General features: G+C 68.6%; 21 protein-coding genes. 9 read left to right on the top strand and 12 right to left on the bottom strand.

Going from position 1 to position 21,275, the window contains the following annotated elements; genetic code table 11:
• Window positions 1-86: 86 nt before the first annotated feature.
• The 12 genes from DID96_RS02035 to DID96_RS02090 form a co-directional block, all read right to left on the bottom strand.
• Complete coding sequence (locus DID96_RS02035; protein ID WP_124597602.1) at window positions 87-704, bottom strand: DUF4126 domain-containing protein; 618 nt, start codon at window positions 702-704, stop codon at window positions 87-89.
• Between the two features lie 187 nt (window positions 705-891).
• Window positions 892-1,212, bottom strand: a complete 321-nt coding sequence (sugE, locus tag DID96_RS02040; protein ID WP_124597603.1) for a quaternary ammonium compound efflux SMR transporter SugE — start codon at window positions 1,210-1,212, stop codon at window positions 892-894.
• A 167-nt stretch (window positions 1,213-1,379) separates the two neighbouring features.
• The gene (locus tag DID96_RS02045) at window positions 1,380-1,667 is read right to left on the bottom strand and encodes a DUF333 domain-containing protein (RefSeq protein ID WP_124597604.1); all 288 of its coding nucleotides are present in this window, start codon (window positions 1,665-1,667) and stop codon (window positions 1,380-1,382) included.
• Between the two features lie 134 nt (window positions 1,668-1,801).
• On the bottom strand, window positions 1,802-2,500 hold the full coding sequence (kdpE, locus tag DID96_RS02050) for a two-component system response regulator KdpE (protein WP_124597605.1): 699 nt from the start codon (window positions 2,498-2,500) through the stop codon (window positions 1,802-1,804).
• Window positions 2,493-5,348, bottom strand: coding sequence for a DUF4118 domain-containing protein (locus tag DID96_RS02055; protein WP_124597606.1), 2,856 nt, complete (start codon window positions 5,346-5,348; stop codon window positions 2,493-2,495). Before DID96_RS02055 ends, kdpE begins: the two co-directional genes overlap by 8 nt.
• A 162-nt stretch (window positions 5,349-5,510) precedes the next feature.
• Window positions 5,511-6,092: a potassium-transporting ATPase subunit KdpC gene (kdpC, locus tag DID96_RS02060; protein ID WP_124597607.1), complete on the bottom strand. Its 582-nt coding sequence runs from the start codon at window positions 6,090-6,092 to the stop codon at window positions 5,511-5,513.
• A 27-nt stretch (window positions 6,093-6,119) separates the two neighbouring features.
• Window positions 6,120-8,231 carry a potassium-transporting ATPase subunit KdpB gene (kdpB, locus tag DID96_RS02065; RefSeq protein WP_124597608.1) on the bottom strand — a complete coding sequence of 704 codons (2,112 nt, stop codon included), beginning with the start codon at window positions 8,229-8,231 and terminating at the stop codon, window positions 6,120-6,122.
• Between the two features lie 39 nt (window positions 8,232-8,270).
• Complete coding sequence (kdpA, locus tag DID96_RS02070) at window positions 8,271-10,076, bottom strand: potassium-transporting ATPase subunit KdpA (protein WP_124597609.1); 1,806 nt, start codon at window positions 10,074-10,076, stop codon at window positions 8,271-8,273.
• Entirely contained in the window at window positions 10,073-10,165 is a 93-nt protein-coding gene (gene kdpF / locus DID96_RS02075) for a K(+)-transporting ATPase subunit F (protein ID WP_006752209.1), read from the bottom strand. Before kdpF ends, kdpA begins: the two co-directional genes overlap by 4 nt.
• A 308-nt stretch (window positions 10,166-10,473) precedes the next feature.
• Window positions 10,474-11,448, bottom strand: a complete 975-nt coding sequence (locus DID96_RS02080; RefSeq protein ID WP_124597610.1) for a quinone oxidoreductase — start codon at window positions 11,446-11,448, stop codon at window positions 10,474-10,476.
• Between the two features lie 257 nt (window positions 11,449-11,705).
• Window positions 11,706-12,098, bottom strand: a complete 393-nt coding sequence (locus tag DID96_RS02085; protein WP_124597611.1) for a methylglyoxal synthase — start codon at window positions 12,096-12,098, stop codon at window positions 11,706-11,708.
• A gap of 60 nt (window positions 12,099-12,158) precedes the next feature.
• Window positions 12,159-12,938 (bottom strand): SDR family oxidoreductase, encoded by a 780-nt coding sequence (locus DID96_RS02090; protein WP_124597612.1) that lies wholly within the window; start codon window positions 12,936-12,938, stop codon window positions 12,159-12,161.
• Between the two features lie 244 nt (window positions 12,939-13,182).
• Here DID96_RS02090 and upp point away from each other — a divergent pair, with 244 nt between their 5' ends.
• The 9 genes from upp to rng all read left to right on the top strand — a co-directional run bounded on the left by upp (window position 13,183) and on the right by rng (window position 21,243).
• On the top strand, window positions 13,183-13,833 hold the full coding sequence (gene upp, locus DID96_RS02095) for a uracil phosphoribosyltransferase (protein ID WP_124597613.1): 651 nt from the start codon (window positions 13,183-13,185) through the stop codon (window positions 13,831-13,833).
• Between the two features lie 376 nt (window positions 13,834-14,209).
• Window positions 14,210-14,938 (top strand): YebC/PmpR family DNA-binding transcriptional regulator, encoded by a 729-nt coding sequence (locus tag DID96_RS02100; RefSeq protein ID WP_124597614.1) that lies wholly within the window; start codon window positions 14,210-14,212, stop codon window positions 14,936-14,938.
• A gap of 104 nt (window positions 14,939-15,042) precedes the next feature.
• Window positions 15,043-16,320 carry a phosphoribosylamine--glycine ligase gene (gene purD / locus DID96_RS02105; RefSeq protein ID WP_124597615.1) on the top strand — a complete coding sequence of 426 codons (1,278 nt, stop codon included), beginning with the start codon at window positions 15,043-15,045 and terminating at the stop codon, window positions 16,318-16,320.
• 117 nt (window positions 16,321-16,437) lie between these two features.
• Window positions 16,438-17,361, top strand: coding sequence for an oxygen-dependent coproporphyrinogen oxidase (hemF, locus tag DID96_RS02110; protein ID WP_124597616.1), 924 nt, complete (start codon window positions 16,438-16,440; stop codon window positions 17,359-17,361).
• Window positions 17,362-17,480: 119 nt separating this feature from the next.
• A complete protein-coding gene (locus tag DID96_RS02115; RefSeq protein WP_409333754.1) occupies window positions 17,481-18,137 on the top strand; it encodes a nicotinate-nucleotide adenylyltransferase in 657 nt (218 codons plus the stop codon).
• Window positions 18,138-18,141: 4 nt separating this feature from the next.
• Window positions 18,142-18,591: a ribosome silencing factor gene (gene rsfS, locus DID96_RS02120; protein WP_124597618.1), complete on the top strand. Its 450-nt coding sequence runs from the start codon at window positions 18,142-18,144 to the stop codon at window positions 18,589-18,591.
• 19 nt (window positions 18,592-18,610) lie between these two features.
• The gene (gene rlmH, locus DID96_RS02125; protein ID WP_124597619.1) at window positions 18,611-19,081 is read left to right on the top strand and encodes a 23S rRNA (pseudouridine(1915)-N(3))-methyltransferase RlmH; all 471 of its coding nucleotides are present in this window, start codon (window positions 18,611-18,613) and stop codon (window positions 19,079-19,081) included.
• Between the two features lie 51 nt (window positions 19,082-19,132).
• Entirely contained in the window at window positions 19,133-19,765 is a 633-nt protein-coding gene (locus tag DID96_RS02130) for a nucleoside triphosphate pyrophosphatase (RefSeq protein WP_124597620.1), read from the top strand.
• Window positions 19,766-19,773: 8 nt separating this feature from the next.
• A complete protein-coding gene (rng, locus tag DID96_RS02135; protein WP_124597621.1) occupies window positions 19,774-21,243 on the top strand; it encodes a ribonuclease G in 1,470 nt (489 codons plus the stop codon).
• Window positions 21,244-21,275: the final 32 nt, after the last annotated feature.

The raw sequence follows: 21,275 nt of genomic DNA on the forward strand, positions 1-21,275 counted from the left end.
TGGCGGCTCCATGGATGGAGGCTCCACGGATCGCCGCCCCACGGATCGCCGCCCCACGGATGGCCGCCCCACGGATGGCCGCCCCATCAATCCCGCTTGCTCCCGACCGAGTTGAGCCGCGTCACCATGTGGTTCGCCATCCCGCGAAAGCCACCCGACACGCCGCGCCACAGCCGCGGCACCGCCCACACCGAACCCGCGATGAAAGCGGCCAGCAGCACGAGGAACAGCAGCGGCACGAAGAACGCGAGCGCGAGCCCGCCGAACACGAGGCCGTCCTCGGTCGACGACGCAATCCAGTTCGAGATCGGTTCGGGCGACAGGTTGATCAGCGCGCGCGTGCCGGCCTTCGTGATGTGCGCGGCGCCCGCGAGCGAGCCACCCGCGAGGCCTGCGACCGCGAGCACGGTCGGATCGGCGTGGCCGAGCGCGCCGGCTGCGAGCACGGCGCCGGCCGGGATGCGGATGAACGTATGCACCGCATCCCACAGCGAATCGAACGCGGGAATCTTGTCTGCGAGGAATTCGGTGATCGCAAGCACGCCGGCGGCGCCGATCACCCACGGCGACGTGAGCACCGCGAGCGTATCGGGCAGGTGGAGCCAGCCGGCACGCGCCAGCACGCCGGCGATCAGCACCGTCAGGTACAGACGCAGGCCGCTCGCCCATGCCAGTCCCGCGCCGAGCGAAATGGCTTCGATCATGGCCCTCTCCTTGCACTTTCCGTGCGTTTCGCCGATCGATCAGGATGGCCGGCCACGCGGCGCGTGGCGGCCGGCGGCGCTTGCCGTGTCGCGCTCGGCGCGCGACGCAACGGCATTCAGGCTCGAATGCGTTCCATTATAGACAGGGAAGCCGGCGCGCCGGCGCAAATCCCCATGAGGACAATCCTCAGGTGGCGGACGACAGCTTGAGGCCGATCAGGCCGACGACGATCAGCGACGCGCTCGCGATGCGGGCGACGGTCAGCGCCTCGCCCATCATCACGATGCCGAACACGAATGCACCGACCGCGCCGATGCCGGTCCAGACCGCGTACGCGGTGCCGAGCGGCAACTGGCGCATCGCAACCGCGAGCAGTCCGAAGCTGGCCAGCGCCGTGACGATCGTAAATACCGACGGTCCGAGCCGCGTAAAACCTTCTGACGATTTCATGCCGGCCGCCCAGGCCACTTCCAGCAAACCGGCGATCAACAACAGTACCCACGCCATTTCGACGCGCTCCATGGATCAGACGGGGCCGTCCCCGTTGAAGCGAATGGCCCGGGGTCGTCCCCGGGCGGCGCCGAGTATAACAAGCGGCTTACGGTCTTGCAGGCTGCCGCGGCGAAAGCCGTGGCCGCAGCGACGGAGCGACCGGGCAGGCGTGCGCGGCGCGATCAGTGCGTCACGCGTTTCGTCGCGCCGGCGCCGACGCAGCGGTCGTCGCGGTACATCGCCCATTCCTCGCACACGCGGCCGTCCTTGAACACGCACATGCCGATGTCGCCTTGCGGCGAGCCGCGGACCACGTGGCGGCCGCCGAGCTTCACGCAGTTCACCGACGCCGGATTTGCGAGCGCCGCCTTCGGCGGCTGCGGCTGTTGCTGTCCGGGCGGCAGCGGTTGCGCGCACACGCCGGACACGGCGAGCGCCAGCGCACAGGAGAGGGCCAGTCGGGCAAGCATCGTACGCTCCTCGTTCCGTTCGCAGAACGGCCAGCATAACGGGGAATCCGCGATCCGTGTACAACGACGAAGCGCAGGCGCGCGCGCCGTGCCGCGCGGCAGGCGCGCTCGCCGCGGTCGTTACGCGGCGGCCGTCACGCGGCGCCGACGAGCCGGTAGCCGACCCCCGTCTCGGTGATGATGTATTCGGGCTGCGCAGGGTCGCGCTCGAGCTTCTGGCGCAGGTGCGCCATGTAGATGCGCAGGTAATGATGGCTCTCGACGTGCGACGGCCCCCATACGTCGCGCAGCAGCTGGCGGTGCGTGAGCACGCGGCCCGCGTGGCGCACGAGCGTCGCGAGGAGGCGATATTCGAGCGGCGTCAGGTGCACGATCTCGCCGTCGCGCCAGACCTGCCGCATCGCGAGATCGACGCTCACCGTGCCGAAGCACACCTTCGGCGACTCGTTCGCGCCGCCCTGGTTGCGCCGCCGCAGCTGCGCGCGGATCCGCGCGCGCAGCTCCGACACGCCGAACGGCTTGGTCAGGTAGTCGTCGGCGCCCGCATCGAGCGCGGCCACCTTCTCTTCCTCCTGCGTGCGCGCGGACAGCACGATCACGGGCACCTCGGACCAGCCGCGCAGCTCGCGGATCACGTCGAGGCCGTCCGCATCGGGCAGGCCGAGATCGACGATCACGAGATCCGGCTTGCGCGTCGCCGCATCGATGAGCCCCTGCTTGCCGGTCTCGGCCTCGAAGACGGCGATGTCCTCCTCCTCGAGCGCGGCGCGCACGAAACGGCGGATCTGTTTTTCGTCCTCGATCAGGACGACGGTCAGGCTCGGTTCACTCATGGTCTGGCGGTGGCTCGGATGATGACGGCGCGTACGGCAGCGCGTGCAGCGCCTCGGCTTCTTCTTCGGACACGACGGGCGCGGCGGGCGGCGTCTCGACTGGCAGCGTGAACCAGAAGCGCGCGCCGGTCACGTGCCCGTCGGGGGCCGTGCGGTTGAGCGCGCCGATTCTACCGCCGTGCGCCTCGACGATCGCGCGGCAGATCGCAAGGCCGAGGCCGATGCCCGGCGTCGCGGATTCCTTCTCGCCGCGCGTGAACTTGTCGAAGATCCGCGTTTCCATCCCCGGCGGCAGTCCGGGGCCGTAGTCGTCGACATGCACGCGCACGAACGGCAGACCGTCTTCGCTGACGCGTTCCGCGCCAATTTCGAGCGGCGTGTCCGGCGGCGTGTATTTCGCGGCGTTCTCGCACAGGTTCGTAAACAGGCGCTCCATCAGCACCGCGTCCATCTGCAGCAGCGGCAGGTCGGGCGGCAGCGCGACGCGCGCCGGATGCCGCGCGAGCACGCGCCGGCACGCGGCAAGCGCCGCGCCGACGGTTTCCTCGAGCAGCGACCACTGGCGCTTCAGCTGCAGGCTACCGGCCTGCAGCCGCGCCATGTCGAGCAGGTTGGTGACGATGCCCGTCATCCGCAGCGCCTCGTCATGGATCGCCTCGACGAGCTCGTCCTCGCGCGGCCCGTGCCGCGGCGCGGCCGCCGGTTCGCCGGACTGCGCGGCCGCGCGCGCATTCGCGAGCATCGACGAGAAACCGACGATCGTCGTGAGCGGCGTGCGCAGGTCGTGCGAGATCGCCGACAGCAGCGAGTTGCGCAGCCGCTCCGACTCCATGCTGACGAGCGCGTCGCGCGCGATCTCCACGTAGTGCACGCGCTCGAGCGCGAGCGCGATCTGCGCGGCGAACGCATCGAGCATCCGCTGCTGCTCGGGCACCTCGAGCTCGCGCGCATCGTTCGACACGACCGCGAGCACGCCGCGCGTGCGCATCGGCGCTTTCAGCGGCAGGTACAGCGCGGCCGTCGCGGGCAGCGTGTCGGTGCCGTGGCCGGCCGGCTTCTGCTGGTCGTACACCCACTGGCCGACGTCGTTGTCGAGGTCGGGGCCCGTCAGCGTGACGGCGGCATCCGGCTCCTCGATCTTCTGCTGCACCTTGTCCGCGCTGTCCGGCAGCAGGATCGCGACGCGCGCGCGGAACACCTCGCTCACGTGCCGGCTGCCGATTTCGACGATCTGCTCGGTCGTCAGCGCCGCGGCCAGCTCGCGCGCCATCGCGTACATCGCGCCCGTGCGGCGTTCGCGCCGCTGCGCGACGCTCGCCTGGCGGGTCAGCGTCGACGTCAGGTGGCTGATCACGAGCGACGTCAGCAGCATCCCGAAGAAGGTCAGCAGGTATTGCGTGTCGCTGACCGAGAACGACATGCGCGGCGGCACGAAGAAGAAATCGAACGCGGCGACCGACAGGAACGACTGCAGCACCCCCGGCCCGCGCCCGAGGCGCACGGCCGAGAACACGACGCCGAGCAGGTACAGCATCACGAGGTTGGTCAGGTCGAGCCGCTCGGACACGACGTTCGCGACCACGGTGATCGCCGCGCAGATCGCGGCCGCATACGCGTAATGGCGCGGCGGCGAGCGATGGCCGCCGAGGCGCGCGAACGCGTCGCGCCAGTCGCGCGCGCGCGCGTCGAGCGGCGCCGCGCGCACCTCGTCGCTCGCCGATGCGCGGATCAGCATCAGGTCGACGTCGCCCGCGCGCTCTGCAAGCTTCTCCCCGAACGGCCGCGCGATCCAGCGCGCGATGCCCGTCTTCTGCGAGCCGCCCGCGACGACCTTCGACACGTTGCGCACCTTCGCATAGCCGATCAGCGCAGCCACCGCGTCGCTGCCGGCGAGCGTCGCCGTCTCCGCGCCGAGCTCGGCCGCGAGCTTCAGCGCGTTCAGCGTGCGCTCGCGCTGCGCGTCGGGCAGGCGCTGCAGCTTCGGCGTCTCCACGTAGACCGCGATCCAGTCGGCCTTCAGGCTCGCGGCGAGCCGCGCGGCCGCGCGCACGAGCGTCGGCGCCTCGGGCCCCGGCCCGACGCACACGAGCAGCCGCTCGCGCGCCTGCCAGATGCGCTGGATCGAGCGGTCGGCGCGGTATTCGCGCATCTGCGCGTCGACGCGGTCCGCAGTGCGTCGCAGCGCGAGTTCTCGCAGCGCGATCAGGTTGCCCTTGCGGAAGAAGTTGCGCACCGCGCGCTCGGCCTGCTGCGCGAGATAGACCTTGCCGTCGCGCATCCGCGCGAGCAGCTCCTCGGCGGGCAGGTCGACGAGCGTCACCTCGTCGGCCGCGTCGAACACGCGGTCGGGCACGGTTTCCCATACGCGGATGCCGGTAATAGCACCGACCACGTCGTTCAGGCTCTCGAGATGCTGGACGTTGACGGTCGTAAAGACGTCGATCCCCGCGTCGAGCAGCTCGTACACGTCCTGCCAGCGCTTCAGGTGGCGGGCGCCCTGCACGTTCGAGTGCGCGAGCTCGTCGACGAGGATCAGTTCGGGCTTGCGGGCGAGCGCGGCGTCGAGATCGAATTCGGCCAGCGTGCGGCCGCGGTATTCGATCCGCGCGAGCGGCAGCACGTCAAGGCCGTCGAGCAGTGCGGCGGTTTCGCTGCGGCCGTGGGTTTCGACGATGCCGACGACGACATCGACGCCGTCCTGCCTGCGCTGGCGCGCGGCCTGCAGCATCGCGTAGGTCTTGCCGACGCCGGCGGACGCGCCGAAGAAGATCTTGAGCTGGCCGCGCCGCTGCTTTTCTTCGTCGCGCTGCAGCTTGTCGAGGAGTTGGTCGGGATCGGGGCGGTTCATGCGTGTGAACGGCAGCGCACGTCAATTGGCGCGTGTACGAGCATTGTTGATCCAAATCGCCACAAAAGGCAAAGACGGCGCAAGCGCGCCGCCGGGCGGTGGCGGATCCCGCGCGGCGCAGTGCCGCACGGGATGCCGGGTACTGCGGGTGTCGTGCCGCGCTCAGTGCGCGGCCTGGGCCGCGTCGAGCGCGAGGTTCAGCTTCAGCACGTTCACGCGCGGCTCGCCGAGCACGCCGAACTGGCGGCCCGCCGTGTTCGCGGCGACGAGCTGCGCGACCGCGTCCGGCGACAGCTTGCGCGCCTTCGCGACGCGCTCGACCTGGTAAGCCGCCGCGGCCGGCGTGATCTCCGGATCGAGCCCGCTCGCGGACGCGGTCACGAGGTCGATCGGCACCGGCTTCGACATGTCGGTGCCCGCGTCGCGCAGCGCGGCGATGCGCGCCTTCACCTGGTCGGATAGCGACGGGTTCAGCGGGCCGAGGTTCGAGCCGCCGGAGCCGCTCGCGTTGTACGGCATCGGCGAAGTCGCCGACAGCCGGCCCCAGAAGTACTTCGGCGCGTCGAACTGCTGGCCGATCAGCGCGGAGCCGACCACCTTGCCGTCCTTTTCGATCAGGCTGCCGTTGGCCTGCGACGGGAACGCGGCCTGGCCGAACACGGTCATCACGGCGGGATACGCGAGCCCCGTCACGGCCGTCAGCACGACGAAGATCACGATAAGCGGACGAATCAACGTTTTCATGGCGAATTTCCTTCAGGTGAGGCCGCTTCAGGCCCAGCCAAGTGCGGCGAGCGTCATGTCGATCAGCTTGATGAACGGGAACGGCAGCAGCACGCCGCCGAGGCCGTAGACCAGCAGGTTACGGCGCAGCAGCGACGCGGCGCCGAGCGGACGGTACGTGACGCCCTTCAGCGCGAGCGGGATCAGCGCGACGATGATCAGCGCGTTGAAGATCACCGCCGACAGGATCGCCGACGCCGGCGACGTCAAATGCATGATGTCGAGCACGCGCAGTTGCGGATAGGTCGTCACGAACGCGGCCGGGATGATCGCGAAATACTTCGCGATGTCGTTCGCGATCGAGAACGTCGTCAGCGAGCCGCGCGTCATCAGCATCTGCTTGCCGATCTCGACGATCTCGATCAGCTTGGTCGGGTTCGAGTCGAGGTCGACCATGTTGCCGGCTTCCTTCGCCGCCTGCGTGCCGCTGTTCATCGCGACCGCGACGTCGGCCTGCGCGAGCGCCGGCGCATCGTTGGTGCCGTCGCCCGTCATCGCGACGAGGCGCCCTGCCGCCTGGTGCTCGCGAATCGTCGCGAGCTTCGCCTCCGGCGTCGCTTCCGCGAGGAAGTCGTCGACCCCCGCTTCCGCCGCGATCGCCGCCGCGGTCAGCCGGTTGTCGCCCGTCACCATCACGGTCTTGATGCCCATCTTGCGCAGTTCCGCGAAGCGCTCCTTGATGCCGCCCTTCACGATGTCCTTCAGCTCGATCACGCCGAGCACACGCGCAGCGCCTTCGCGCAGCTCCGCGACCACGAGCGGCGTGCTGCCGCGGCGCGCGACATCGTCGACCGCGCGGCGCACCTCTTCCGGGAAGCGGCTGCCGTGCGTCTCGACGTAGCGGCGGATCGCGTCGGCCGCGCCCTTGCGGATCTCGCGGTGCGGCGCCCCGGAGGAAGTCCCTTCGGGGGACAGGTCGACGCCGCTCATCCGCGTCTGCGCGGAAAAGCCGATGAACGTCGCGTGCAGTTGCGCCATGTCGCGCTGGCGAATGTTGAAGCGCTCCTTCGCGAGCACGACGATGCTGCGGCCTTCCGGCGTCTCGTCGGCGAGCGACGACAGCTGCGCGGCGTCCGCCAATGCTTCCTCGGTCACGCCCGGCGCGGGCACGAACGTGGACGCCTGGCGGTTGCCGAGCGTGATCGTGCCGGTCTTGTCGAGCAGCAGCACGTCGACGTCGCCGGCCGCTTCCACCGCGCGGCCCGACGTCGCGATCACGTTCGCCTGCATCATCCGGCTCATCCCGGCCACGCCGATCGCGGACAACAGGCCGCCGATCGTCGTCGGGATCAGGCACACGAGCAGCGCGACGAGCGCGGTGATCGTCACCACGTGGCCGGACTTCATGGCTTCGACCGAGAACATCGAGAACGGCAGCAGCGTCGCGGTAGCCAGCAGCATCACGATCGTCAGCGCGACGAGCAGGATCGTCAGCGCGATCTCGTTCGGCGTCTTCTTGCGCTTCGCGCCTTCGACCATCGCGATCATCCGGTCGAGGAACGCCTCGCCGGGGTTCGCGGTCACCCTCACGACGATCCAGTCGGACAGCACGCGCGTGCCGCCCGTCACCGACGAGAAGTCGCCGCCCGATTCGCGGATCACGGGCGCGGATTCGCCGGTGATCGCCGATTCGTCGACGGACGCGACGCCGTCGACCACCTCGCCGTCCGCGGGAATCGTGTCCCCAGCCTCGACCAGCACGACGTCGCCCTTGCGCAGCTCGGTCGCGGTGGTGATGCGGATCGGCGACTTCGGATGCGGCTCGTTGAGCTTCTTCGCCATCACGTCCTTCTTCGCGCTGCGCAGCGACGCGGCCTGCGCCTTCGAGCGGCCTTCGGCGAGCGCCTCCGCGAAGTTCGCGAACAGCACCGTGAACCACAGCCACAGCGCGACCGCGAGGATGAAGCCCGCGGGCGCCTCGGCCTGGCCGACGAGCGCGGCGATCCACAGGATCGTCGTCAGGATGCTGCCGACGTACACGCAGAACATCACCGGGTTGCGGAACTGCGTGCGCGGCGTGAGTTTCTTGAACGACTCCACGATCGCCGGGCGCAAGAGCGCCGGATCGAACATGGAGCGGGTTGCGGAATGTTGAGTCATGGCGATCTCTTCAATGCCTTTTGTTTGTCAGCGCGCCGCTCAGGCGCCCAGCCACATCATCAGGTGCTCGACGCCGGGCCCGAGCGCGAGCGCAGGCACGTAGGTCAGCGCGCCGACCAGCACCACCGTGCCGAGCAGCAGCACGACGAACAGCGGACCGTGCGTCGGCAGCGTGCCGCTCGTCACCGCGATGCGCTTCTTCGCGGCGAGCGAGCCCGCGATCGCGAGCACCGGCACGATCGTGCCGAAGCGGCCGAACCACATCGCGATCGCCGTCATCCAGTTGTAGAACGGCGTGCCGACCGTCAGGCCCGCGAACGCGCTGCCGTTGTTGTTCGCGGCCGAGCTGAACGCGTACAGGATTTCCGAGAAGCCGTGCGGGCCCGGGTTTGCAATGCCGGCCTTGCCGGCATCCGCGAGCACCGCGATCGACGTGCCGACCAGCACGAGCAGCGGCGTGAGCAGCACGACGATCGACACCATCTTCATCTCGTACGCCTCGATCTTCTTGCCCACGTATTCGGGCGTGCGGCCGATCATCAGGCCGGCGACGAACACCGCGAGCAACGCGAACACGAGCATCCCGTAGAGGCCCGAGCCGACCCCGCCGAATACCACTTCGCCGAGCTGGATCAGCAGCATCGGCACGAGGCCGCCGAGCGGCGTCAGTGAGTCGTGCATCGTGTCGACCGCGCCGCACGACGCAGCCGTCGTCGCAACCGTGAAGATGCTGCTCTGCGCGATGCCGAAGCGCGTTTCCTTGCCTTCCATGTTGCCGCCCGCCTGCAGCGCGCCCGCCGACTGGTCGACGTGCAGCGCGTTGAGCGTCGGGTTGCCGGCCTGCTCGGCGCTCACCTCGACGCCGACCGCGACGGTGAACGCGACCGTCATCGCCGCGAGCACCGCGATGCCCTGCCGGCGGTCGCCGATCATGCGGCCGAATACGAGGGCCAGCGCCGCCGGGATGATCAGGATCGCGAAGATCTGCACGAAGTTCGCAAACGGCGTCGGGTTCTCGTACGGATGCGCGGAGTTCGCGTTGAAGAAACCGCCGCCGTTGGTGCCGAGCATCTTGATCGCTTCCTGCGACGCGACCGGGCCCATCGCGAGCGTCTGCTTCGTGAGCGGGGTCGGCACGGTCACCGGGTTGCCCTTTTCGTCCTTGACAGGGTTGCCCTGCGCGTCGAGCTTCGGCGCTGCATAGGTGCTCGTCTGCAGCGCCGGCACGTCCTCGTACGCCTTCATGTTCTGGATCGCGCCCTGGCTGATCAGCAGCGCGGCGATGATCGCCGACAGCGGCACGAGCACGTAGAGCGTCACGCGCGTCAGGTCGACCCAGAAGTTGCCGATCGTCTGCGCGGTATGGCGCGCGAAACCGCGGATCAGCGCGATCACGACAACGATGCCGGTGGCCGCGGACAGGAAGTTCTGCACGGTGAGGCCGAGCATCTGCGTCAGGTAGCTGACCGTCTGCTCGGGCGTGTAGTCCTGCCAGTTCGTGTTGGTGACGAAGCTGACGGCCGTATTGAACGCGCCGTCGACCGTCATCGCGCCGAACGCCTGCGGGTTGCCGGGCAGCAAGCCCTGCAAGCGCAGCAGCGCATACAGGAACAGCGCGCCGAGCGCGTTGAACGCGATCGTCGCGATCGCGTATTGCTTCCAGCTCATTTCGCGGCTCGCGTCGACGCCGGCGATGCGATACAGGATGCGCTCGAGCGGGCCGAGCGCGCGCACGACGCGTGAGCTGCCATCCATCACCGCGGACAGGTAGCGCGCGACCGGCACGGCCGCCGCGAGCAGCGCGACGACGAACAGCAGCGACTGGAACAGATTGTTCGCGTTCATTCGATGTCCTCCGCGCGCAGCAGCGCAAAGACAAGATATGCGAACAGCAAGGCGGTCGAAGCGCCCGCCAACCACAGCATCCAGGTCATGCTCGCCCCCCGCGGCCGTATTGCGCGAGCTTCTCGCAACCGGCGATCAAGCCAGCGATCAGTGCCGTAAACAGCACGAGACCGCCGATGAAAACCGCATCCATTTTGGTGTTCTCCGTCGTCGAAATCAGACGACTAGAACCTTATTGGAACGCGCGTAAAGGACGGGTCAAAGGTGTCGGGACGGGTGTAAAAAACGCGTAAACAGGCAGGCGGGACTGGTGGAGACAGGCGGGACAGGCAGTGGCAGGCGGCGCCGCAGCGCCGCCCGGGAGTCGCGCGCCGGCGGCAAGGCCGGCGCGGCAGGGTCACGGAACGAGGATCGTCGAGCCGGTCGTCTTGCGCGACTCGAGGTCGGCATGCGCTCGCGCGACTTCCGCGAGCGGATAGCGCTGGTTGATGCTGGTCTTCACCTTGCCCGACAGGATCACGTCGAACAGTTCGGCAGCGGCCGCTTCGAGATCCGCGCGTTTCGCGATGTACGAGAACAGCGTCGGCCGCGTGAAGAACAACGAGCCGCGTGACGAGAATTCCTTCGAGTCGATCGGCGGCAGCGGGCCCGACGCGCTGCCGAAGCTGACGAAGTAGCCGAGCGGCGCGAGGCAGTCGAGCGAGCCGACGTAGGTATCCTTGCCGATCGAATCGTAGACGACCGGCACGCCCGCGCCGTTCGTGATCTCCTTCACGCGCTGCGTGAAGTTCTCGCGCGTATAGACGATCGTATGGTCGCAGCCGTGCGCCTTCGCGAGCTCGGCCTTCTCGTCGGAGCCGACCGTGCCGATCACGGTCGCGCCGAGGGCCTTCGCCCACTGGCACACGAGCAGGCCGACGCCGCCCGCCGCCGCATGGATCAGGATCGTGTCGCCGGCCTTCACCGGATACGTGCGGCGCAACAGGTAATGCGCGGTCAGGCCCTGCAGCATCACCGATGCCGCGTCGTCGTAGCTGATCCCGTCCGGCAGCCTGACCAGGCGCTCGGCAGGCATCACGCGCTCCTGCGCGTACGCGCCCGGCGGCTGCCCGACATAGGCGACGCGATCGCCCGGCTTGAACGCGGTCACGCCGGCGCCGACCGCCGTCACCTCGCCCGCCGCCTCCATCCCGAGGCCACCCGGCAGTGGCTGCGGATAGAGGCCCGTACGGAAATACACGTCGATGTAGTTGAGGCCAACCGCGTGCTGCCTGATGCGGACTTCGCCCGCCTGCGGCTCGCCGACCTCGACGTCGACCCACTTCATCACTTCGGGGCCGCCCGCGTGGTCGTATCGGATTGCTTTCGGCATCGTTTCGCTCCTCGTCTTCGTCTGTTGTAGGGGGACACTCCGGGTTCGGCGATACGGCGCGCCCTGCTCCGGCCTTTAGCCGGACGGGCCGCGCATCGCGACGCCAGATTCTCGCGCGTCGCGGCGATCCGTGCATTGCCCTGCCGTCAGCAGGGACTATCAGGGACAATCAGGGGCGATGCGTGCGGTCCGACGCGCCGCCAGGCCGGCCGCACCTGGCCGGCCGCACCGAGACGGCTCCGCCCAGGCCGCGCTACCTACGCGGCCTCCGCCATCTTCCGCATCAGGTCGTCGAGCAGCATCCGCGCAGTCGCCACGTTGGTCGCGCACGGCACGTTGTGCACGTCGCACGCGCGCACGAGCGCGGTGATATCCGGATCGTGCGGCTGCGCGGTCATCGGGTCGCGCAGGAACACGACGATGTCGACCCGGCCCTCGGCCAGCTCGGCGCCGATCTGCAGGTCGCCACCGAGCGGCCCCGACAGCTTGCGCTCGACTTCGAGCCCGTGCGCGGCCGCGATGCGGCCGCCCGTCGTGCCGGTCGCAACCAACCGGCAGCGCGCGAGCGTCGCGCGGTACTCGCCCGCGAGCGCGACGATCTCGTCCTTCTTCGCGTCGTGCGCAATCAGTGCGATGCAGAGTGTGCTCATCTCCAGGATCCTTCGTCGTTTGGTGTGTTGTCGTTGTAAAAGCCGGCGGCGCCGCGCCCGTCAGAATGTGCCCGGGTAAGCGCCGCCGTCGAGCAGCCAGTTCTGCCCGGTGATGTAGCTCGCGTGCACGCTGCACAGGAACGCGCACGCGGCGCCGAATTCTTCGCGCGTGCCGAGACGGCCCGCCGGAATCTCCTGTGCGCGCCGCGCGCGCATTTCGTCGACCGTCACGCCCTTCGCCTGCGCCGACGCGGCGAGCGTCGTCGCGATCCGGTCGGTGTCGAACAGCCCCGGCAGCAGGTTGTTGACGGTCACGTTGTGCGCGGCGACCTTGCGCGCGAGCCCGGCGACGAATCCGGTCAGCCCCGAGCGCGCGCCGTTCGACAGCGCGAGCACGTCGATCGGCGCCTTCACGGCCGAGCTCGTGATGTTGACGATCCGGCCGAAGCGGCGCGCGATCATCCCGTCGACGGTCGCGCGGATCAGCTCGATCGGCGTCAGCATGTTCGCCTCGAGCGCGCGGATCCAGTCGTCGTGCGAGAAATCCCGGAAGTCGCCCGGCGGCGGGCCGCCCGCATTCGTCACGAGAATGTCCGGCTGCGGGCACGCGGCGAGCGCGGCCGCGCGCCCGTCCGGCGTCGTGATGTCGCACGCGACCGCGGTCACGGTAACGTTCGCCCCCGCGCGGATCTCCTCCGCGGTCTCCTCCAGCGTGTCGCGCGTGCGCGCGACGATCACGAGGTTCACGCCCTCGGCGGCCAGCGCTTCCGCGCAGCCGCGCCCGAGGCCCTTGCTTGCCGCGCACACGAGCGCGGTCTTGCCTGCGATGCCGAGATCCATCGTCGATATCCGTTTGGTAACAGCGCGCCGGCCGGTGCCCCGTTCGCGCCGATGATCGGCGTCAGTCAACGCCAATCGACGCCAATCGGCGGCGAACGTCCGCGGGCGGCGCGCGGGTTGTCGGTCAGACGTCGATAATATCCGGATCGTGCGAGCCGTCTTGGTAAACTTGCGTCCATTCGCGCAGTCGGGCCCGTCGCCCGGCTGCGCCCCCGATACCCTTTTGCCCGCAGGGCGCCCCGTCATGAAACAGGACAGCCGTTTCCCGAATCTCTTCATCCTCGATCACCCGCTGATCCAGCACAAGCTGACCCACATGCGCGACAAGGACACGTCGACGCGCACGTTCCGCGAACTGCTGCGCGAAATCACGCTGCTGATGGGCTACGAAATCACCCGCAACCTGCCGATCACGACCAAGCGGGTCGAAACCCCGCTCGTCGAGGTCGACGCGCCGGTGATCGCCGGCAAGAAGCTCGCGATCGTGCCCGTGCTGCGCGCGGGCATCGGGATGTCGGACGGCCTGCTCGACCTCGTCCCGTCGGCGCGCGTCGGCCACATCGGCGTCTATCGCGCGGAAGACCACCGGCCGGTCGAATACCTCGTGCGCCTGCCGGATCTCGAGGACCGGATCTTCATCCTGTGCGACCCGATGGTCGCGACCGGTTACTCGGCCGTGCACGCGGTCGACGTGCTGAAGCGCCGCAACGTGCCGGCCGCGAACATCATGTTCGTCGCGCTCGTCGCCGCGCCGGAAGGCGTGCAGGTGTTCCAGGACGCGCATCCGGACGTGAAGCTGTACGTCGCGTCGCTCGACTCGCACCTGAACGAGCACGCGTACATCGTGCCGGGGCTCGGCGACGCGGGCGACCGCCTGTTCGGCACGAAGAACTGACGGGTACGGTCGTCCGGGGGCCGGCCTTCCGGGGTATGGCCACCCGGGGTATGGCCACCCGGGGTATGGCCACCCGGGGTATGGCGACCAGGGGTACGGCCGTCCGGGATACGGCCATCCGCAGTACGGCCAACCGGGGTACGGCCCGTCCGGCGAACCGATGGGCCGGCCGTCCGGCCTCCGCCGGTTTCGCGGCGGCCGGACCCGGCCATCCGGCCATGCTCAACGGCCCCAAGCGGACGCCCGCCGCGTGATAAAATCTCGCTCCACTCGACACGCGCGGCCCCCGCGGCTTCACGCCCGCCCGAACGGCCGCCGATTCAACGACACATTGGCTTAAACGCCCGCGCAACGCGCCCGGGCGACGGAGAAACGTATGGCTGGTCACTCGAAATGGGCCAACATCAAGCATAAGAAGGCAGCGGCCGACGCGAAGCGCGGCAAGATCTGGACTCGCCTGATCAAGGAAATTCAGGTCGCAGCGCGCCTCGGCGGCGGCGACATCGGCTCGAACCCGCGCCTGCGTCTCGCGGTCGACAAGGCGGCCGACGCGAACATGCCGAAGGACAACGTGAAGCGCGCGATCGATCGCGGCGTTGGCGGCGCGGACGGCGCGAACTACGAAGAAATCCGCTACGAAGGCTACGGCATCAGCGGCGCGGCGATCATCGTCGACACGCTGACCGACAACCGCACCCGCACGGTCGCGGAAGTGCGCCACGCGTTCTCGAAGTTCGGCGGCAACATGGGCACCGACGGCTCGGTCGCGTTCATGTTCGATCACGTCGGCCAGTTCCTGTTCGCGCCGGGCACGTCGGAAGACGCGCTGATGGAAGCGGCGCTCGAAGCGGGCGCGAACGACGTCAGCACGAACGACGACGACTCGATCGAAGTGCTGTGCGACTGGCAGGAATTCTCGAAGGTGAAGGACGCGCTCGAAGCCGCCGGCTTCAAGGCGGAACTCGCCGAAGTGACGATGAAGCCGCAGAACGAAGTCGAATTCACGGGCGACGACGCGGTGAAGATGCAGAAGCTCCTGGACGCGCTCGAGAACCTCGACGACGTGCAGGACGTGTACACGAACGCCATCGTCGTCGAGGAATGAGATGCCTGCCGCCGTGCTTCGTTCGCGGCGGCGGCCCGACCGATACCGCGGCCGGCGCGCCTGAGCGTGCCGGCCGCCCTGTTTTCTAGTCTGCGGGGAATCCCATGAAACTACTCGTCGTCGGTTCCGGCGGTCGCGAACATGCGCTGGCGTGGAAGCTCGCGCAGGCGCCGCGCGTCCAGATGGTCTACGTCGCGCCCGGCAATGGCGGCACGGCGCAGGACGAGCGTCTGAAGAATATCGACATCACGTCGCTCGACGCGCTCGCCGATTTCGCGGAAAGCGAAGGCGTCGCGTTCACGCTCGTCGGCCCGGAAGCGCCGCTCGCGGCCGGCATCGTCAACCTGTTTCGCGCGCGCGGCCTGAAGATCTTCGGCCCGTCCCGCGAAGCGGCGCAGCTCGAAAGCTCGAAGGATTTCGCGAAGGCGTTCATGAAGCGTCACGGCATCCCGACCGCCGAGTACGAAACCTTCTCCGACGCAGCCGCCGCGCATGCGTACATCGACGCGAAGGGTGCGCCGATCGTCGTCAAGGCCGACGGCCTCGCCGCGGGCAAGGGCGTCGTCGTCGCGATGACGCTGGAAGAAGCGCACGAAGCCGTCGACATGATGCTGTCGGGCAACAAGCTCGGCGACGCCGGCGCGCGCGTCGTGATCGAGCAGTTCCTCGACGGCGAGGAAGCGAGCTTCATCGTGATGGTCGACGGCAAGCATGCGCTCGCGCTGGCTTCCAGCCAGGACCACAAGCGCCTGCTCGACGAGGACCGCGGCCCGAACACGGGCGGCATGGGCGCGTATTCCCCTGCCCCGATCGTCACGCCGCAGATGCACGCGCGCGTGATGCGCGAGATCATCATGCCGACCGTGCGCGGGATGGAGAAGGACGGCATCCGCTTCACGGGCTTCCTGTACGCAGGCCTGATGATCGACAAGGAAGGCAATCCGCGCACGCTCGAATTCAACTGCCGGATGGGCGACCCGGAAACGCAGCCGATCATGGCGCGCCTGAAGAGCGATTTCTCGAAGGTCGTCGAGCAGGCGATCGCAGGCACGCTCGACACGGTCGAGCTCGACTGGGACCGCCGCACCGCGCTCGGCGTCGTGCTGGCCGCGCACGGCTATCCGGACTCGCCGCGCAAGGGCGACCGCATCAACGGCATTCCGGCCGAGACCGAACAGGCGGTGACGTTCCACGCGGGCACGACGCTCGACGGCGACAAGCTGACGACGTCGGGCGGCCGCGTGCTGTGCGTGGTCGGCCTCGCCGATTCGGTGCGCGAAGCGCAGCAGCATGCATACGACACGATCAACCAGATCAATTTCGAAGGCATGCAGTACCGCCGCGACATCGGCTACCGCGCGCTGAACCGCAAGAGCGCGTGACGTTGGCAACCGGCGCCGCCTGTCGCGGCGGCGCCCTCCTCTGCCGGGGTTCGATAGAATGCCCGGCAGATGCATTTTTATGCACACCCTTTTCCGAAGGGGGCACCCAGTCCTGACATGACCGATTCGACCTACGACGTGGCGCGCGTGCGCGCGTACCTTCAAGGCTTGCAGACGCGTATCGCCGACGCGCTCGGCGCACTCGACGGCACGCCGCTCGCGACCGACACGTGGCAGCGCGCGCCTGGCGAGCAGCTGCGTGGCGGCGGCTGCACGCGCATCCTCGAAGACGGACAGGTGTTCGAGCGCGCGGGCATCGGCTTTTCCGACGTCGCGGGCGACGCGCTGCCGCCGTCGGCGAGCGCGGCGCGCCCGCAGCTCGCGGGCCGCGGCTTCGAGGCGATCGGCGTGTCGCTCGTGCTGCACCCGCGCAATCCGTACTGCCCGACCGTGCACATGAACGTGCGGATGCTGATCGCGACGAAGCCCGGCGAGGAGCCGGTGTTCTGGTTCGGTGGCGGCATGGATCTGACACCGATTTACGGCTTCGAGGACGACGCGCGACACTTCCACCAGACCTGCAAGGACGCGCTCGATCCGTTCGGTGCGGACCTGTATCCGCGCTTCAAGAAGTGGTGCGATGAGTATTTCTTCCTGAAGCACCGCAACGAAGCGCGCGGCATTGGCGGAATCTTCTTCGACGATTTCGCGGAGCCCGGTTTCGAACGCGCGTTCGAGATGATGCAGAGCGTCGGCGATGCGTTCCTCGCCGCGTACCTGCCGATCGTCGAGCGCCGCCGCGACACGCCGTACGGCGAGCGCGAGCGCGCGTTCCAGGCGTATCGCCGCGGCCGCTACGTCGAATTCAACCTCGTGTTCGACCGCGGCACGCACTTCGGCCTGCAAAGCGGCGGCCGGACCGAGTCGATCCTGATGTCGATGCCGCCCGTCGCGAACTGGCGCTACAACTGGCAGCCCGAGCCGGGCTCGCCGGAAGCGCGTCTGTACAGCGACTTCATCGTGCCGCGCGACTGGGTCTGAGCCCCGCGCGCCACTGCAACGACAGCAACAAACGCAACACACGTAACTGAAAGGACCCGTTTCTGGACACCACCGCCCGACCCGCCCCGCTGCCGCGCCCGCTCTTGCGTCGCATTGGCCTGCTGGGCGGCACGTTCGACCCGATCCATGACGGCCACCTCGCGCTCGCGCGCCGCTTCGCCGAGGTGCTCGGCCTGACCGAGCTCGTATTGCTGCCCGCCGGGCAGCCGTATCAGAAGCGCGACGTGTCCGCGGCCGAGCACCGGCTCGCGATGACGCGTGCCGCCGCGCAGACGTTCGCGCTGCCCGGCGCGACGATCAGCGTCGCGACCGACGAGATCGAGCACGCGGGGCCGACCTATACGGTCGATACGCTCGCGCGCTGGCGCGCACGTGTCGGGCCCGATGCGTCGCTGTCGCTGCTGATCGGCGCCGACCAGCTCGTGCGCCTCGACACGTGGCACGAATGGCGGCGGCTGTTCGACTACGCGCACCTCTGCGTGTCAACCCGTCCCGGCTTCGATCTTGCTGCGGCGCCGCAGGCGGTCGCGCAGGAAGTTGCCGCGCGGCAGGCCGGCGCCGACGTGCTGATGGGCACGCCGGCCGGGCACCTGCTGATCGACACGACGCTCGCGTTCGACATCGCCGCGACCGACATCCGCGCGCACCTGCGCGACTGCCTCGCGCGCCGCGCACACATGCCCGACGCGGCGGCCGAGCACGTGCCGCCCTCCGTGTGGGCCTATATTCTTCAACATCATCTCTACCAGTCCTGATCTCATGGATATTCGCAAACTGCAGCGCGTGATCGTCGACGCCCTCGAAGACGTCAAGGCGCAAGACATCAAAGTGTTCAACACGGCCCACCTCACCGAACTGTTCGACCGCGTGATCGTCGCGTCCGGCACGTCGAACCGCCAGACCAAGGCGCTCGCGTCGAACGTGCGCGACAAGGTCAAGGAAGCCGGCGGCGACGTCGTCAGCTCCGAAGGCGAGGACACCGGCGAATGGGTGCTCGTCGACTGCGGCGACGCCGTGGTGCACATCCTGCAACCCGCGCTGCGCCAGTACTACAACCTCGAGGAAATCTGGGGCGACAAGCCGGTGCGCATGAAGCTCGGCGGCGGCAAGGCGCCGAACGGTGCGGCGGCAGCGCAGGCCGACGACGAGGAAGACGAGGAAGAAGCACCGGCACGCCCGGCGCGCAAGACCACCGCGCGCCGCCGCTGAGTCGTTACGAATCGTCCCGATGAAGCTCTTCATCCTCGCGGTCGGCCACAAGATGCCCGGCTGGATCGCGTCCGGCTTCGACGAATATGCGAAGCGGATGCCACCCGAATTGCGCATCGAGTTGCGCGAGATCAAGCCGGAACTGCGTTCCGGCGGCCGCAGCGCCGAAAGCGTGATGGCCGCCGAGCGGCAGAAGATCGAGGCCGCGCTGCCGAAGAACGCGCGGATCGTCGCGCTCGACGAGCGCGGCCGCGACTGGACCACGATGCAGCTCGCGCAGGCGCTGCCCGGCTGGCAGCAGGACGGCCGCGACGTCGCCTTCATCATCGGTGGCGCCGACGGCCTCGATCCGGAGCTGAAGGCGCGCGCCGACCTGCTGCTGCGCATCTCGAGCATGACGCTGCCGCACGGGATGGTGCGCGTGCTGCTCGCCGAACAGCTTTACCGGGCGTGGAGCATCACGCAGAATCACCCCTATCACCGCGCATGACGCGTCGTCCTCGCGACGCGCGCCCCACGCGCCCAACGAGATAACGACACCATGCCGTCCCGCATTTCCTCCGAGCTGTTCCCGACCCTTTACCTCGCTTCGCAAAGTCCGCGCCGCCAGGAGCTGCTGCAGCAGATCGGCGTGCGCTTCGACCTGCTGCTGCCCCGCCCCGACGAAGACGCCGAAGCGCTCGAAGCCGAGCTGCCCGGCGAAACCGCCGACGACTACGTGCTGCGCGTGACCGTCGCGAAGGCGCACGCCGCGCGCGCGCGCCTCGTCGCGAGCGGCAAGCCCGCCGCGCCGCTGCTCGTGGCCGACACCACCGTGACGATCGACGGCGCGATCCTCGGCAAGCCCGCCGACCCCGCCGACGCGCTCGCGATGCTCACCCGCCTTGGCGGGCGCGAGCACGAAGTGCTGACCGCGGTGGCCGTCGTCGACGCGCGCGGCGAGCTGCTGCCGCCGGCGCTGTCGCGCTCGTCGGTACGCTTCGCGGCCGCGCCGCGCGACGCGTTCGCGCGCTACGTCGAGACCGGCGAGCCGTTCGGCAAGGCTGGCGCATACGCGATCCAGGGGCGCGCAGCCGAGTTCGTCGAGCGAATCGCCGGTTCCCATTCGGGTATCATGGGTCTGCCCCTTTTTGAGACTGCCGCGCTGCTGCGCGCTGCGCGCGTCGACTTCTGAATTCCACCATGAACGAAGAAATCCTGATCAACCTCACGCCGCAGGAAACGCGGGTCGCACTCGTCCAGCAAGGCGCGGTGCAGGAGCTTCACGTCGAGCGCACGCTGTCGCGCGGGCGGGTCGGCAACATCTATCTCGGCAAGGTCGTGCGCGTGCTGCCCGGCATGCAGTCGGCGTTCATCGACATCGGCCTCGAGCGCGCGGCATTCCTGCACGTCGCCGACATCTGGCAGCCGCGCCTCGCCGGCGAGCCGCAGGCGAGCACGCCGCACCAGCCGATCGAGAAGACGGTGTTCGAAGGCCAGACGCTGATGGTCCAGGTAATCAAGGATCCGATCGGCACGAAGGGCGCGCGACTGTCGACGCAGGTCAGCATCGCGGGCCGCACGCTCGTCTACCTGCCGCAGGAGCCGCATATCGGCATCTCGCAGAAGATCGAGAGCGAGGCCGAGCGCGAGGCCGTGCGCGCGCGGCTGACCGCGGTGATCCCGCCGGACGAGAAAGGCGGCTACATCGTGCGCACGATCGCCGAGGACGCGACTTCCGACGAACTGGCCGGCGACGTCACCTACCTGCGCAAGACCTGGACGACGATCGTGGCCCAGGCGCAGCGGCTGCCGGCAACGAGCCTGCTGTATCAGGATCTCGACCTCGCGCAGCGCGTGCTGCGCGATTTCGCGAACGACGACACGACACGCATCCAGGTCGATTCGCGCGAGACCTACCAGCGCCTTTCCGAATTCGCGGCCGAGTTCACGCCGGCCGTGAGCCCGAAGCTGCACCACTACACGGGCGAGCGGCCGCTGTTCGACCTGTACAACATCGAGACCGAGATCCAGCGCGCGCTGTCGCGCCGCGTCGACCTGAAGTCGGGCGGCTACCTGATGATCGACCAGACCGAGGCGATGACGACGATCGACGTGAACACCGGCGGCTACGTCGGCGCGCGCAACTTCGACGACACGATCTTCAAGACCAACCTCGAGGCCGCGCACACGATCGCGCGGCAATTGCGGCTGCGCAACCTCGGCGGGATCATCATCATCGACTTCATCGACATGGAGAACGCCGAGCATCGCGACGCGGTGCTCTCCGAGCTGAAGAAGGCGCTGTCGCGCGACCGCACGCGCGTGACGGTCAACAGCTTCTCGCAACTCGGGCTCGTCGAGATGACGCGCAAGCGCACGCGCGAATCGCTCGCGCACGTGCTGTGCGAGCCGTGCCCGACCTGCCAGGGCAAGGGCCAGGTGAAGACGTCACGCACTGTGTGTTACGACATCCTGCGCGAGATCCTGCGCGAGTCGCGCCAGTTCAATCCGCGCGAGTTCCGCGTGATCGCCGCGCAGCAGGTGATCGACCTGTTCCTCGATGAAGAGTCGCAGCATCTCGCGATGCTGATCGACTTCATCGGCAAGCCCGTATCGCTGCAGGTCGAGTCGAATCTCAGCCAGGAGCAATATGACATCGTGCTGATGTAAAGCGCGACCATCCGGCCGCCGCGCGCAGCATT

Origin of the sequence: Burkholderia sp. Bp8963 (genome assembly GCF_003854275.1) — a bacterium.
Classification (GTDB): domain Bacteria; phylum Pseudomonadota; class Gammaproteobacteria; order Burkholderiales; family Burkholderiaceae; genus Burkholderia.